The sequence below is a fragment of the Gilvimarinus gilvus genome (assembly GCF_030518155.1).
Classification (GTDB): Bacteria; Pseudomonadota; Gammaproteobacteria; order Pseudomonadales; family Cellvibrionaceae; genus Gilvimarinus; species Gilvimarinus gilvus.
On the sequence record NZ_JAULRU010000617.1, the window covers coordinates 226,114 to 239,856 of the forward strand.

At 50.9% G+C, this 13,743-nt stretch carries 14 protein-coding genes; 3 read left to right on the forward strand and 11 right to left on the reverse strand.

From position 1 onward, the window contains the following. Complete coding sequence (locus tag QWI17_RS16130) at positions 1-792, forward strand: glucosaminidase domain-containing protein (protein WP_302723547.1); 792 nt, start codon at positions 1-3, stop codon at positions 790-792. Here the strand turns inward: QWI17_RS16130 and QWI17_RS16135 are convergent. From QWI17_RS16135 to parC, 5 genes are all read right to left on the reverse strand, one after another. After that, positions 789-1,337, reverse strand: a complete 549-nt coding sequence (locus QWI17_RS16135; RefSeq protein ID WP_302723548.1) for a DUF924 family protein — start codon at positions 1,335-1,337, stop codon at positions 789-791. The genes QWI17_RS16130 and QWI17_RS16135 overlap by 4 nt on opposite strands. After that, positions 1,319-2,206, reverse strand: coding sequence for a polysaccharide deacetylase family protein (locus tag QWI17_RS16140; RefSeq protein ID WP_302723549.1), 888 nt, complete (start codon positions 2,204-2,206; stop codon positions 1,319-1,321). The genes QWI17_RS16135 and QWI17_RS16140 overlap by 19 nt, the downstream gene beginning before the upstream one ends. Positions 2,207-2,376: 170 nt before the next feature. Beyond that, complete coding sequence (locus QWI17_RS16145; protein WP_302723550.1) at positions 2,377-3,606, reverse strand: DUF4124 domain-containing protein; 1,230 nt, start codon at positions 3,604-3,606, stop codon at positions 2,377-2,379. A gap of 9 nt (positions 3,607-3,615) precedes the next feature. Then, on the reverse strand, positions 3,616-3,879 hold the full coding sequence (locus tag QWI17_RS16150) for a PilZ domain-containing protein (protein ID WP_302723551.1): 264 nt from the start codon (positions 3,877-3,879) through the stop codon (positions 3,616-3,618). A gap of 11 nt (positions 3,880-3,890) precedes the next feature. Beyond that, the gene (gene parC, locus QWI17_RS16155; protein WP_302723552.1) at positions 3,891-6,149 is read right to left on the reverse strand and encodes a DNA topoisomerase IV subunit A; all 2,259 of its coding nucleotides are present in this window, start codon (positions 6,147-6,149) and stop codon (positions 3,891-3,893) included. A gap of 410 nt (positions 6,150-6,559) precedes the next feature. On the opposite strand from parC, the gene QWI17_RS16160 reads away from it, so the two are divergent. Beyond that, the gene (locus QWI17_RS16160; RefSeq protein ID WP_302723553.1) at positions 6,560-6,895 is read left to right on the forward strand and encodes a hypothetical protein; all 336 of its coding nucleotides are present in this window, start codon (positions 6,560-6,562) and stop codon (positions 6,893-6,895) included. A gap of 30 nt (positions 6,896-6,925) precedes the next feature. Here the strand turns inward: QWI17_RS16160 and QWI17_RS16165 are convergent, their stop codons facing one another. The 3 genes from QWI17_RS16165 to QWI17_RS16175 are packed head-to-tail and all read right to left on the reverse strand — an operon-like array spanning position 6,926 to position 8,646. After that, the gene (locus tag QWI17_RS16165) at positions 6,926-7,288 is read right to left on the reverse strand and encodes a DUF2750 domain-containing protein (RefSeq protein ID WP_302723554.1); all 363 of its coding nucleotides are present in this window, start codon (positions 7,286-7,288) and stop codon (positions 6,926-6,928) included. 4 nt (positions 7,289-7,292) lie between these two features. Beyond that, positions 7,293-8,006 (reverse strand): M48 family metallopeptidase, encoded by a 714-nt coding sequence (locus QWI17_RS16170; RefSeq protein WP_302723555.1) that lies wholly within the window; start codon positions 8,004-8,006, stop codon positions 7,293-7,295. Then, on the reverse strand, positions 7,999-8,646 hold the full coding sequence (locus QWI17_RS16175; protein WP_302723556.1) for an MBL fold metallo-hydrolase: 648 nt from the start codon (positions 8,644-8,646) through the stop codon (positions 7,999-8,001). The genes QWI17_RS16170 and QWI17_RS16175 overlap by 8 nt, the downstream gene beginning before the upstream one ends. A gap of 110 nt (positions 8,647-8,756) precedes the next feature. Here QWI17_RS16175 and asd point away from each other — a divergent pair, with 110 nt between their 5' ends. Continuing rightward, positions 8,757-9,623, forward strand: coding sequence for an archaetidylserine decarboxylase (gene asd, locus QWI17_RS16180; RefSeq protein ID WP_302723557.1), 867 nt, complete (start codon positions 8,757-8,759; stop codon positions 9,621-9,623). Positions 9,624-9,656: 33 nt separating this feature from the next. Here the strand turns inward: asd and QWI17_RS16185 are convergent, their stop codons facing one another. The 3 genes from QWI17_RS16185 to QWI17_RS16195 form a co-directional block, all read right to left on the reverse strand. Next, positions 9,657-11,036, reverse strand: a complete 1,380-nt coding sequence (locus QWI17_RS16185) for a cyclic di-GMP phosphodiesterase (RefSeq protein WP_302723558.1) — start codon at positions 11,034-11,036, stop codon at positions 9,657-9,659. A 109-nt stretch (positions 11,037-11,145) separates the two neighbouring features. Then, a complete protein-coding gene (hemE, locus tag QWI17_RS16190) occupies positions 11,146-12,210 on the reverse strand; it encodes a uroporphyrinogen decarboxylase (RefSeq protein ID WP_302723559.1) in 1,065 nt (354 codons plus the stop codon). A 98-nt stretch (positions 12,211-12,308) separates the two neighbouring features. Next, positions 12,309-13,727 (reverse strand): glutamate synthase small subunit GltD family protein, encoded by a 1,419-nt coding sequence (locus QWI17_RS16195; protein ID WP_302723560.1) that lies wholly within the window; start codon positions 13,725-13,727, stop codon positions 12,309-12,311. Positions 13,728-13,743: the final 16 nt, after the last annotated feature.

Sequence of the window (13,743 nt, forward strand, 5' to 3'; positions counted from 1 at the left end):
ATGGATCGTGGTAAGTCTTTATTTCTGGCCGGGATTTTTGTCCTCTACGCGGTGGGCACATTTGCTTTCGTTATGTATCTCTCGCAACACCGCCCTACCGCCTCAAGCCTTGGCCTACTGAGCGGCAACACCCAATTACCGGACATGCGAGCCATTCGCGATATCCCCACTCGCAAGCAAACATTTATCGATACCTTAACGCCACTTATTGAGCAGAAAAACGGCCAGCTAAGCAGCTTGCGACAGACTCTGCAACAGTGGCAACAACAGCTTGAGCAAGGTGAACTCGCCAACCAAGACATGGTATTGCTAAAGCGCCTGGAAAAACGTTACCGACTCACCGAACAACAGGAAAAAAGTGTCGCTAACAGAGTTCGCGCCCTGCTTAGAAGGCTCGACACGATTCCCACATCATTGGTGTTGGCCCAGGCTGCGGCGGAATCCGGCTGGGGTACATCGCGCTTCGCCCGCCAAGCCAATAATTTATTTGGCCAGTGGTGCTACCGCAAAGGCTGCGGCCTCGTTCCTAAAAGACGTTCGCGCGGGGCGCGACATGAAGTACAAAAGTTTGCGGCCCTTGAACCGGCCATCGATGCCTACTTTCGCAACCTTAATACGCACCAAGCCTACACAGAACTGCGCAGTGAACGACTGGCATACCACCAACAAAATAAAAGCGTTAGCGGAATTCAGTTAGCAGAACACCTAACGAGCTATTCTAGTCGCGGACAGCCGTACGTAGAAGAGATTAAGGAGCTCATCCGCTACAACCGCTTAACGCGTTTTGATTAAAACGAGGACCCTGGTGTCGCGAGAAAAGCGCGCTCTTCGTCAGTACTGACACGGTTCAGTAGTTTATTGCGGTGCGGGTAACGGCCAAAACGATCAATAATAGCTTTGTGCTTGTATTCGAATTCCAGGTAGTTTTTATTATCAAGCCGACCGAATAGCGCAAGCGCTTGCTCGTGCACCTCAGCGCGCTCGCTGTGCATAAAAGGCATGTACAAAAAGGCTCGCTGATCGTCTTTAAGTGCCTCATCCCAGCCTTGCTCTATCGCCTGCCGTGACAACGCCAGCGCCTGATCATCAAACGCAAACGCGCGGCCATCGTCTCTGTAAATATTCCGGGAAAATTGATCCAGCACAATGACCTGAGACAGCACGTTAACTCCACTACACGCCAACTCTTGGCCTTCGCCCTGCACCAGCGCACTGTGCAATCCAGCAAAACGCTGTTTAATAAGTTGATCAACCGCGGGATTCTTGCCAAACCAGTCTGAACTGGAGAGCTCTACAAACCAAAATTGAATCACTGCATTCAGTCTTGATGCTTCCATGCGCCGTCCTCGCCCTTAATAAACAATGGATAAGAGTGCCAGTAGTAACGATTCCCACCCGCCTCTTTCGCTGTACAATTAACCCTTGTTCGGCCGGCTGTTAGCGCATCCGGTAAGGGCACATGCACTATCTCAGGCGTTTTCTCTACCACATCAATCTGCTCACCCCGAAAAAAACAATTGAGACGATTGCCAAGGCCGGGCTCTGCCAACGCCAGTTTCAGGGTCGCCGTTTGCCCTGCCAACAGAACGTAGGCGTCACTCAACCCATCGCTGCGCTGCACTACCCCCTCCTCTACCACCGGCAACGGGAGTGATGCCACCTTAGTTGCGAAACTGTCCAGTTCACCGTAATTCCCGCCCATGGGAAACCGCGGAATGCGCAAAGGGTCTGTTAACTTACCCACGGCGCCAGAGTGCTGCCCCAATCCCCTGTAACCCAGTGACTGCACAAGCGCCGTTACTGAAGCATCGAACTCACCGTAAGGATAAGCGAATAAAAGCGGCGATTCCCCCAGATGCGCTTCGATATCAGACTGTGCCTCCACAATCTCGCGCTTTATGCGTCGGCGCCACTGACTGCGATTTTCTGATTCTTGTCGGCGCATTAAGTGCGGGTGAGTAACAGTATGATTGGCCACGCTCGCGCCCATTTCTTGCAAGGATTTAAGTTGCGACCAACTCATATACCCTGGCGCGCCCACTGATTCCGTATTGATAAATACAGTGAAAGGAAAATTATTTTTCAGTAAGGCCGGCGCAGCTATTTCATAAATATCGCTGTACCCATCATCGAAGGTAATCGCCACCGAAGGCGCTCTTTGCACACCGGCTAACTGCTGATCAAGCAGCTCCTTAAGTGGGAGCACTTTAACATTCTGCTCTACTAAATAATTTAACTGTTGCCTGAAAAGCTTAGGTGAGATGGATGTGACAGGGGGCGTATCATCGCTGACATGATGATACAAGAGGATTACCCCAGCACTTGATTGGGTGGATAAGAGAAATGCAAGAAACAGGAAAAAGAATTTGCCCGGCTTCATGGTTGATGACAGACGCCCGGAGCTATGTATTTAGGCATACTGGTTAGGCAGGCCCACTGGATATAGCTAAACCCCTCCTCCACCTCGGGCGCAAGCTCAATAAAGTGTGAGCCGGGGAAGTGTTCCTCAGACAGCTCGGCATAAATAACGCCAGGTGCGCGCATTTTAACGGAATCAATATAGCGATTGGCAGATATCGCCTTTGCATTGTAGCCGAGGTCGTCAATTGTCAGCGGCATACTGCCCTGTATATGAAAGTACTCTGCCACACCAATCTTTAACAACGACAATCTCTGTAACGCCTGGCTAAAGCTGGACTGAAGCAAGGCCCGTTCGTACAGTTTCCGCTCCGTATCTAACGGATTAACGGCAAGGGGCTCGTCGTCAACATGGCGAGGCTCCTTGGTTGTTACATCATAAGCATTACGATCGCCGGGGAATGTCACCGACTGGCGGAAATCTTCACGGGCAATCAAATTATTGACAGCCATTTCAAATGCAACCCGCACCGCGCTGGTTAACCCCAGTCGCTCCTGCAGCCGTGTTGCGGCCATACCTTCGGTTTCGATCTCAAATAAAGGGGTTGACTCACCCGCGAGGCTTACCCGCCAACGCACTTGCAGCCATGCGTTCAACAAATCGAACTGACCAACGCTTGAGTTTTCCAAGTCTCCGGTTCGGGCGCCGCTCATTAGCTGACTTCGGCATGCATTGATGCTCAAATCAACAATTTCACCACTCAAGGTGACGGCGTTTACCGCTGACAAATCTGGGGTACTGTAGTGCCCTGAACGGTACAAGTTGCCATAGCCCTGCAGCCTGAAAGCGCGAAATACATCCGCCATTAAATTTTTTTCTTCGCGCAATACATTAGGATAAGTGGTTCGCAACTGATTAAAGTCTTGCGAGGTAGGGGAGACACAATCGCCACCGAAATAGTAAGTAATCAGCTCTTTTTCGCTGACGCTTACAGTTTGAGCGTAATAGAATCCATCAAGTACCAACGGCGCTGCATTTTTTGAGAAACTCACCGGAGCTAGCGCATTAACCAATATGGGTGGCGGCATCGCACCAATATCAATTTGCGTGGCCTCGGCATTGTCAGCTCGCCGCTGATCAGAATAATGGACCTTGCCTGACTCATCTTTCCAGGTATATACCTGCGCAATAGATAAAGCGCTGAGTGATAAACCAATACCACCAATGAACCAGGCTATAAAATTCACCACTCATCCCTATTCAGATATAAACCTTAAGCCAACGCCTTCAGGCTCGGCCCGAACAACCTCCATATCAACCACTGGAGCATCGTCTAACAACCCTTGTATCTGACCAGTAACCCTGGCCCCGATGGGAAGATTATGATCGGAGTCGAGAATAACAAACACGCCACCTTCGGAAATATCTCGGGTTTTCACCAACAACTCCCCTAGCTGCTCGTGACATATTTTAATCTGACAAACCATAGGTGTTCGCAGGTGATCGCGCTTGTCGTCCATACAAGTACCTTTTATTTTTCAGTAATACTTAACTTATCTACTTTCTGAAAGCCGCGAGGCAATTTGTTACCACGGCGACCGCGTTCGCCATGGTAGTGTTCAAGATCGGCAGGCTTCAGGGTCAAATGTCGCTTGCCTGAGTATACCGTCAAAGAGTCGCTTGCGCTAAATGCGACAATCGCAATAGCATATTCCTCACGCGATTGTACCCGAGCCGCTGATATATTGATTATCTTATTGCCTTTGCCGCGCGCGAGCCTTGGCAGTTCAGCGATAGAGAATACCAATAAGCGCCCCTCATTGCTGACAGCCGCCACCCAGTCTTGCTCGGGATCTTTTACCAATATTGGCGGCAACACCTGACTTCCCTTCGGTAAAGTCAAAGTACTTTTACCTGCTTTGTTCTTGCTGTACAAATCCGCCATGCTGGTCACGAAGCCATAACCCGCATCACTTGCCAGTAATACTGACTGGGCATCTGCCCCCATCAATAACCCTTCAAACGTTGCGCCATTAGGTGGGTTAAGCTTCCCGCTAACCGGCTCTCCCTGGCCTCTCGCCGATGGCAATGTGTGGGCTGCTATGGCATAGCTGCGACCGGTGGAATCCAGTAAAATAACGGACTGATTTGACTTGCCAAGGACGGCCAGCTTGAATGAGTCACCCGCCTTGTAGTTGAGGGCCACGGGGTCAACATCGTGACCTTTCGCAGCGCGAATCCAGCCTTTATCAGACAAGACCACGGTTACCGCATCGACTGTGATTAAATCAGTTTCACTGAAAGCCTGCGCTTCGGCACGCTCAACAATCGGCGAGCGACGATCATCGCCAAACTCTTCGGCCACCTGAACCAGCTCTTTACGAACCAAGGTTTTTAGTCTTGCCGCTGAACCCAGAATTTTGTTGAGCTTATCGCGCTCTTTCTCCAGCTTGTCTTGCTCTTCAGCAATTTTCATTTCTTCCAGGCGGGCCAACTGGCGCAGCTTGGTTTCCAGGATGTACTCCGCCTGCATTTCGACCAGGTTAAATCGCTGCATGAGTATTGGCTTGGGATGATCTTCTTCGCGAATAATTCGAATCACCTCGTCGACATTGAGATACACAATCATCAATGCCGCCAAACGCAACAGGCGCTCCTCGACTTTTTGCAATCTGTGCTGCAGCCGCCTGCGAGTGGTGACCGTCCGGAAGCTCAACCACTCACTGAGAATCTTCTGCAGGTCTTTTACCGCGGGCTTACCATCAATACCAATCATGTTCATATTGATACGGTAAGATTTCTCTAAATCTGTGGTGGCAAACAAGTGCTGCATTACCTGCTCAGCATCGACACGATTCGAGCGCGGCGTAATAACCAGCCGAGTAGGGTTTTCGTGATCCGATTCATCGCGCAAATCGGCCACCATAGGCAGTTTTTTATTCTGCATTTGTGCTGCTATTTGCTCCAGCACTTTGGCGCCACTGACCTGATGTGGCAATGCGGTTACCACGAAATCTCCAGTCTCTTTTTCCAGTGTCCACAGGGCGCGCATTTTTAAGCTGCCGCGGCCTGTTTTGTACAAAGCCTGAATATCCTTGCGCGGCGTAATAATCTCCGCTTCCGTGGGCATATCCGGACCTTGCACAAACTCGCACAACTCTTCGATGGTCGCTTTGGAGTTGTCGAGTAAATGCACGCACGCACTAACCACTTCACGCAAGTTGTGTGGCGGTATATCGGTCGCCATGCCCACAGCAATACCGGTGGTACCATTGAGCAGGACGTTGGGCACCCGGGCCGGAAATACTTCTGGCTCATCAATGGTACCATCGAAATTAGGCTGCCAATCTACCGTTCCCTGCCCCAGCTCTTCCAGCAATACTTCGGCATATCGGGCAAGTTTGGACTCGGTATAACGCATTGCGGCAAATGATTTAGGGTCATCGGGAGATCCCCAGTTGCCCTGCCCATCCACCAGAGGATAGCGATAAGAAAATGGCTGCGCCATAATCACCATTGCCTCATAGGCCGCAGAGTCGCCATGCGGGTGAAACTTACCAATGACATCGCCGACCGTACGGGCGGATTTTTTAAACTTGGCTGTTGATTTCAGGCCCAGCTCGCTCATTGCGTAGACAATCCGGCGCTGAACCGGTTTCAGACCGTCGCCGATGTGCGGTAGAGCGCGGTCAAGAATGACGTACATGGAATAGTCGAGATAGGCCTTTTCGGCATACTCTTTCAACGAGATAAATTCTTCTGCTTCCGCAAATGTCGTGTGCTCAGACATAAAGTTTCCTGTTGTTCACTTGCCACGCTGTAGTGCGCAAGTGCTTTACTTATTCGGGGCCTGTTTGGTCAATCATCCTGCAAGCAAGCGCAAATGCCAACCAAAACCAACAGTGCCAGCCTCTGTTGAGGGATATGCTATAGGGAATCCCGCTCGCCGACAAATGGCTGCGCAATACCTGACTCGGCGCCCGGCGCCTAGGCGATGAATTATATACAGATACGGCTGTCGCTAAATGTGGTGATTACAACGGCCGGATTTTACAATTTTAGTTCTAAGGCGCCCCATGCTTTCATAGCGAAAGATAATAACAGCCGCCTTTTTGTGACACAGATCACAATGTGGCAAATGTGAGTGTGCTCTAATCAGGGCAATAATTTAACGCCCCTTCGGCTGGTGAATGAGGATCTATGTCTGACCACCGCTCAATAAGCCAGGCACTGCTTGGCAGCAGGGAAATACGCTTCAACAACCGACAGGAGTCGATCTACCCAAACCTGATGCGCTTTTGCCTGGATTTTAAGTTTAAGGTGCTTCAATTACTTCTCAGTCCAGAGTCTGAAACCGCTGCGCCGCGACGCGTTGTAGTGCTGACAAAGGCTGATTTCAGCGGTGACCCTGACTTTGCAATCACCCCTGCATTTTCAGAACTCGAGCAGCTGGAACACTACGTTTGTGATAATCAGGTAGATATACTGCACGACTACTTGTTTGGGGTTGACGAGGCGGCCAATCAGGCCGGGTAAGTAAATTAAGAGGGTATCGGCTGAGGCTCACTAGCGCAGCTCACTTTCAAATTCAGCCAATAGGTCCAGGGGCTCCCACTCGTCCCCCTCCAGTTCACCGGTCCAATTGAGGCCGATGAGCAGCACATCATCGTGCATACCGGGCAACCATTCTTCCAGCAGTTCCTCTAGCGCGATAGCCACTGGCTTGTAGATTTTCCACTCATCAACACAGACCGCCGCCGCCAGCTCCCGGTCGGACCACAAGGGCATGACATCGGTCTCCTCATAGCGATCAGAGTCGCACAGAGCCCAGCCATCCGGCCCCTCCAGCCCCCAGACACACCCCGACTGAATACCCTCGACGATAAATCGATCGGCATTTTCCTCAAAATCGTCGCTTAGTGGTTCCATAGGGTTACTCCGGTGCCGGTAAAATCAAAGTGTGGCCATGGTCACGCAACCACTGCCGTTGAGGCTCGAAGCCAGGGTAAAGCTGCTCAACATAACGCCAAAAACTCGCTCCGTGATGCGGGTAGCGCAGGTGACTGACTTCGTGGGCTACAAGATAATCCACCACAGGCTCGGGGGCCAGCAGTATTTGCCAGCTGTACTGTATATCCCCTGTGCGAGTACAATGCCCCCACTTTGAGCGGGTCAGCCGCACCTTGACAGAGCGGCACTCTAACCCCTGGCGCGCGCACAAATTATGAGTTTTTTCCGTTAACAATGCCAAACCCTGCTGCCGGTACCACAGGCTCACTTCTTCATACGTTTGTCGCCGGGTTGTTTTATTGGAGCGTGCACTCGTGCAAACCGACAGGGTATCAGCCTCACGTGTTACCGATTGCTTGCGGCCGGCACCAACCCGCAATCTGAGATGGCTCCCGAGGTAAGGCAGAAGGTCGCCATCTTGATAGTTGTAGCGCGGCCTGGCTGCCATACGCACGCTTTGCTCTGCGACCTTGGCCGATATCCAACGCACCTTGTTGCGCACGATACGCGCCAATAACACGCTCGGGTAACCAGCCGGTGCTCTTACGATAACTCGCCCTTCGCGCACCTCTAATCCGACCGATTTACGCCTCTGAGAAAACCGGTATTCCAATGGCCAGGGAAAAGAATCAGCCAAAATGCTTGTCTGCCACAAAGGGGTTGGATGCGCGCTCGGCACCAAAGGTTGACGTTGGGCCATGGCCGGGAACAAATTGAATATGGTCACCCAGGGGCCACAATTTGCTGTGAATTGAGTCAATTAGCTGCTGCTGATTGCCTCGCGGAAAGTCTGTACGCCCGACCGAGCCCTTAAACAATACATCTCCGACAAACGCAATAGCCGCATCCAGGTCAACAAACACAACATGTCCCGGAGTATGGCCAGGACAATGGAAAACTTGTAAGTGCCGGTTACCCAGGGTGACGACGTCGCCATCATTCAACCACACACTCGGCACTACAGGCTCGCAAGGCGCAAAGCCCATCATCGACGCCTGCTTGTCTAGCATATCCAACCAGAAGCTCTCAGCGCGGTGGGGACCTACAACAGGGGTGTCAAAAGCACGGGCAATCGGTGTAACGGCACCCACATGGTCCATATGACCATGGGTGAGTAATACTTTGGTCAAGGTAAACTCAGAGCGTTGCACTCTGGCGATTAACTTTTCTGGCTCGCCACCGGGGTCGACCAGGGCCGCCTCGAGCGTTTCATCACACCAGATAAAGCTACAGTTTTGTTGGTAGTGGGTAACCGGTATAATTTCGACGTGTAGCACGTTGCCCCCGATGCATCATAGCTGATCGAGCATTCTACCAGCCTGAGGCTGGCACCCAAAGGCCATTCGATGACCACAGAGCGTCAACACCGGCCAACAACGAGAGTCATATGAAAGATAAATTATTTATTGTGTTGCAGTATGTCATTCCCCAACACTTGCTGTCGCGTTTGGTTGGCTTACTGGCCGAATGCCAACTGGTTGGACTGAAAAACTTGCTGATCAAAGCATTTGCCAAGCGCTATCAAGTTGATATGAGTGAAGCGCTAATTGAAGACCTTACAGAGTATTCCACTTTTAATGCATTCTTTACCCGGGCTCTCAAACCTGCAGCTCGCCCTATTGATGCCGCGCCTAACAGTATTGTCATGCCAGCCGATGGCAGCATTAGTCAGTTGGGCGATATCGATGACGGTAGAATATTTCAGGCCAAGGGGCAGCTATACAGTACAACCGAACTGCTTGGTGGCGATAATGCGCTCGCCGCAGAGTTTGCCCAAGGTGACTTTGCCACCATTTACCTGTCACCCAAAGATTATCATCGGGTGCATATGCCGCTAGCGGGCAAACTGAGACTTATGAAAACGATCCCCGGCGACCTATTTTCGGTCAATGAAGTCACAGCAGAGAATGTGCCCCGGCTATTCGCGCGCAATGAGCGTGTGGTGTGTATTTTTGATACCAGCGCCGGCCCGATGGCGGTGATATTAGTTGGCGCTATGATTGTCGCGGGTATTGAAACAGCTTGGGCGGGAACGCAGGCCCCCCTTAAACGCCGTATCAGTACCACTCATTACGGCGATGCAACACCAGCGCGCATTGAACTGGCAAAGGGAGAAGAAATGGGTAGATTCAAACTCGGGTCGACCGCCATTGTCCTGTTCGCAAAGGACCAAGCGCAATGGGAGCCCGATCTGACCGCAGGTGCAGCCACTAAGATGGGAGAAGTACTGGGCAGGCTGAGCCAACACTCATAGCTCGTGACCCGCTTAACCAATACGCTGCGCTCTTTAGCTACTGGTTAGGCGTTTAATCAGTCCTTTAATACCTTTTTTAGCGCCGGCGGTTAAGTATTCATCGCGGATTTTTATGATGTCAACATCATAACTGCCGGGCTCCAAATCGCGTACGATTTCTATTTTTTGCAGCTCGGCCAGGGTCTTTTTGCCGGCATCGATAAGCGCTTGTTTGCGTCGATCGTCTTCAGACAAATCAAGTAATTTGGTTTTATCCAGGGGCTCTTTAATCGCGTCCAAAACAACCATTACTTTGGGCTTTAGGCGTCTCTCAAAGTTCTGTTCGACCACCACACCCACCTCACCGGTACTTAGCTCAACCAATGTACCCGTTGGGTAAAGACCAATCGCGCGAATAAATTCAACCACCAAATCTTCCTGAAAGCTGGTATTTCGCTGCTCATAAAGTTGAGCAACGGCTTTTGAGGGCGCCGTGGGTACTGTTGCACCTCGAGGTGAAATGACCTTATCGTAATAGGTCACTATACCGGCAACCTTTCCCAGAAGGGGTATCTTGTCGCCTACTAAATGTTTGGGAAATCCACTGCCGTCCAGTCGCTCACAGTGAGTGCGTACTACACTGATAACCTTAGGCTCTACACCTTCGGTTTCGCGCAAAATCTCCACGCCCAACTCGACAAAAGCCTGGTATTCCTCCTGCTCTTCAGGGGACAGATCTGACTTTACCAGCAATCGTCGGGGCAATTTGGTCTTACCCACATCTTTGAGCAAAACCCCTAACGCCAACACGTCGAGCTCTTTTTTCGCCATGCCAATATGGCGACCAAATAAAATCGCCCACACCGATGCGCGCAAAGCATGCGAGTAAGTGTAATCATCGGCTTCTTTTACCCGCGTGAGCCACGTTAAGGCATCGGGGTTGCGAACCACACTGTCGACCATATCGCTGGCGAGCTTACGTGTTTCCGCAATTGGAATATTGTGAGCGTGCTCCGAATCGAACCCCTGAAGAATCTCTCCTACCGCCGTGTAAACCTTTTGGTGGAGTTGCTTGGCGCTTTTGACTTCGCGATGCAATCCCTTAACCAGCGGATATTGATTGTGATTTACTTTGATGGGTTTTACCGGGATGGAGGGCGCAACGGGGGCACCGCCAAAAGAGCGACTTTTAGGGCTTGGGCGCGACGAGTCAGGGACAATGTTTTTTAGATTAGCGGCCACGGGCGCGCGCCCCTTGACCACGTCGACATATACATGGCTGCACAGGCCCTTAAGCTTTTTAAGCTCTTCCATGTCTCGTATATAAAAGCCTTGCAAAGGAAATGGGCTTTGCGTCCACGGCCGATCCAGGCCGGAGACAAACATCCCTATTGTCAGTTCATTGACATTGAGCTTTAACTGCTTAATACCCACAAACGTCCCCTTTAGCGTTTCCTGAAATGTCGCCACCTTGGCATTGAAGGCAATACGAAGCTAAGGGCAGTTTAATCAATATTCTATCGCTACGCTAGATAGAGCATAATCAAGTATGGTAAGGACCCGAATATTCGTGCACGGCCCGAATAAAGGCACCGGCATGCTCAGGATCAACCTCTGGGGTAATGCCATGTCCTAAATTGAATACATGCCCGGAACCTGCACCGAAGGATTGCAAAATACGGCTAACTTCTTCGCGTATACGCTGAGGTGAGGCGTAGAGTATTGTCGGATCCATATTGCCCTGCAGCGCTACTCGCTCGCCTACTCGCGCACGGGCCTGCCCGATATCGGTCGTCCAGTCCAAACCTAATCCGTCTGCCCCGGTATCCGCCAACAACTCCAGCCACTGCCCTCCGCCTTTGGTAAACAGTATGACAGGCACCTTTCGGCCTTCACGCTCGCGAATTAGACCGTCAATAATCTTTTGCATGTAACTGAGCGAAAACTCCTGATAGGCTGAGTGGGAGAGTGCCCCTCCCCAGGTATCAAAAATTTGTACCGCCTGGGCACCGGCTTCAATTTGTGCATTTAGATACACAATGACTGATTCGGCCAAAGTGTTTAGAAGCTGATGCATAAGCTCTGGCGTGTTATAGAGCATCTGCTTGGCGCGACGAAAATCTCGGCTGGAGCCGCCCTCTATCATATAGGTGGCCAACGTCCAGGGACTACCGGAGAAACCAATCAAAGGAACCCGTCCGTTTAGCTCACGGCGAATCAAGCTGACAGCATCCACGACGTAGGGTAAATCTTTATGGGGGTCGATAACCTGAAGGGCCTGAATGTCTGATTCTGTACGCACAGGCTTTCTAAACTTTGGGCCTTCACCGGTCTCAAAGTACAAGCCTAAGCCCATTGCGTCGGGGATGGTCAGAATATCGGAAAACAAAATGGCTGCATCCAAAGGGTAGCGCTCGAGCGGCTGCAAGGTCACCTCACAAGCCATCTCCGGGTTGCCACATAAGCCCATGAAGTCTCCAGCCTTGGCTCTGGATGCGCGATATTCAGGTAGATAGCGTCCAGCCTGACGCATCATCCAAACGGGCGTTACATCTACAGGCTGACGCGATAGGGCACGAAGAAAACGGTCGTTCTTTAACTCACTCATAACTTCAATTCTGCGGTCTTCATTTCAATAAGGTGGGCACATCACACAGTGGATAAACCATTTGGCAAAAAAAAGCCGGTCTTAAGACCGGCCTTCGATCAAACTTCCAGGTAGTCGAGGATGCCATCCGCGGCTTGGCGACCTTCCCAAATGGCAGTAACCACCAAGTCGGAGCCACGCACCATATCACCGCCGGCAAATACTTTAGGGTTACTGGTTTGGAATTTAAATTCTTGCTCTTCAGGAGCTTCCACTCCGCCCCAGCCATTGACCGCGACATTGTGATCTTTTAACCACTCGGGAGGGTTAGGTCTAAAGCCAAACGCAATCAGAACAACATCCGCAGGTAATATTTCTTCACTACCAGCGATAGGTTCGGGACGGCGACGGCCATTTTCATCGGGTTCACCGAGCTGGGTAGTAACCACCTTAACACCTTCCACCTTGTCCTCACCGACAATGGCAACAGGTTGGCGATTAAACAAGAACTCAACCCCCTCTTCACGCGCATTAGCTACTTCGCGCTTAGATCCCGGCATATTCTCTTCATCGCGACGATAAGCACACGCAACACTTTCTGCGCCTTGTCGGATTGAGGTACGGTTACAATCCATAGCGGTATCGCCACCACCCAAGACAACCACACGCTTGCCGGCAACACTAATGAAATCATCAGCGCTTTTTTCAAAGCCTAAATTGCGATTCACGTTAGAGACTAAAAAGGGTAACGCATCGTAAACGCCCGGCAAGTCTTCACCGGCAAAACCACCCTTCATGTATGTATAAGTACCCATACCCATAAACACAGCGTCATAATCACTAAGCAGCTGCTCCATGGTGACATCTTTACCTACGTCAGTATTGAGCCGAAACTCAACACCCATATCAGTAAAAATCTCGCGGCGACGACTCATAACGGTTTTTTCCAGCTTAAACTCTGGAATACCAAACGTTAACAATCCGCCAATTTCGGGATAGCGGTCAAACACTACAGGCTTCACACCATTGCGCACAAGCACATCAGCGCAGCCCAGCCCGGCAGGACCGGCGCCAATAATGGCAACTTTTTTATCTGTCCAGGTTACCTTGGACATGTCAGGGCGCCAGCCCATGGCAAAGGCAGTATCGGTAATATACTTTTCAGCATTACCAATAGTCACCGCACCAAAACCGTCATTCAAAGTACATGCACCTTCACACAAGCGGTCTTGTGGGCAAACACGGCCACACACTTCAGGCAAGGTATTGGTCTGATGACTCAGCTCGGCAGCTTCAAAAATATTGCCCTCAGAAATCAACTTCAACCAGTTAGGAATAAAGTTGTGTACCGGACACTTCCACTCACAGTAGGGATTGCCACACTCCAAACAGCGATGGGATTGGTCGGCCACCTGCTCTTTACTGTAGGGTTCATAAATTTCCACAAACTGATGTTTGCGGGTAGCAATATCTTTTTTCGACGGGTCCTGACGACCCACATCGAGAAACTGGAAGTTGTTACTTAAACGATCGGCCATATTTTATGCCTCTAAA

What these genes read in the sequence shown, in the direction of transcription:
- QWI17_RS16130 (WP_302723547.1), top strand. Translation starts at nt 1, where the DNA reads ATGGATCGTGGTAAGTCTTTATTTCTGGCCGGGATTTTTGTCCTCTAC.
- QWI17_RS16135 (WP_302723548.1), bottom strand. Translation starts at nt 1,337, where the DNA reads ATGGAAGCATCAAGACTGAATGCAGTGATTCAATTTTGGTTTGTAGAG.
- QWI17_RS16150 (WP_302723551.1), bottom strand. Translation starts at nt 3,879, where the DNA reads ATGGACGACAAGCGCGATCACCTGCGAACACCTATGGTTTGTCAGATT.
- parC (WP_302723552.1), bottom strand. Translation starts at nt 6,149, where the DNA reads ATGTCTGAGCACACGACATTTGCGGAAGCAGAAGAATTTATCTCGTTG.
- QWI17_RS16160 (WP_302723553.1), top strand. Translation starts at nt 6,560, where the DNA reads ATGTCTGACCACCGCTCAATAAGCCAGGCACTGCTTGGCAGCAGGGAA.
- QWI17_RS16165 (WP_302723554.1), bottom strand. Translation starts at nt 7,288, where the DNA reads ATGGAACCACTAAGCGACGATTTTGAGGAAAATGCCGATCGATTTATC.
- asd (WP_302723557.1), top strand. Translation starts at nt 8,757, where the DNA reads ATGAAAGATAAATTATTTATTGTGTTGCAGTATGTCATTCCCCAACAC.
- hemE (WP_302723559.1), bottom strand. Translation starts at nt 12,210, where the DNA reads ATGAGTGAGTTAAAGAACGACCGTTTTCTTCGTGCCCTATCGCGTCAG.
- QWI17_RS16195 (WP_302723560.1), bottom strand. Translation starts at nt 13,727, where the DNA reads ATGGCCGATCGTTTAAGTAACAACTTCCAGTTTCTCGATGTGGGTCGT.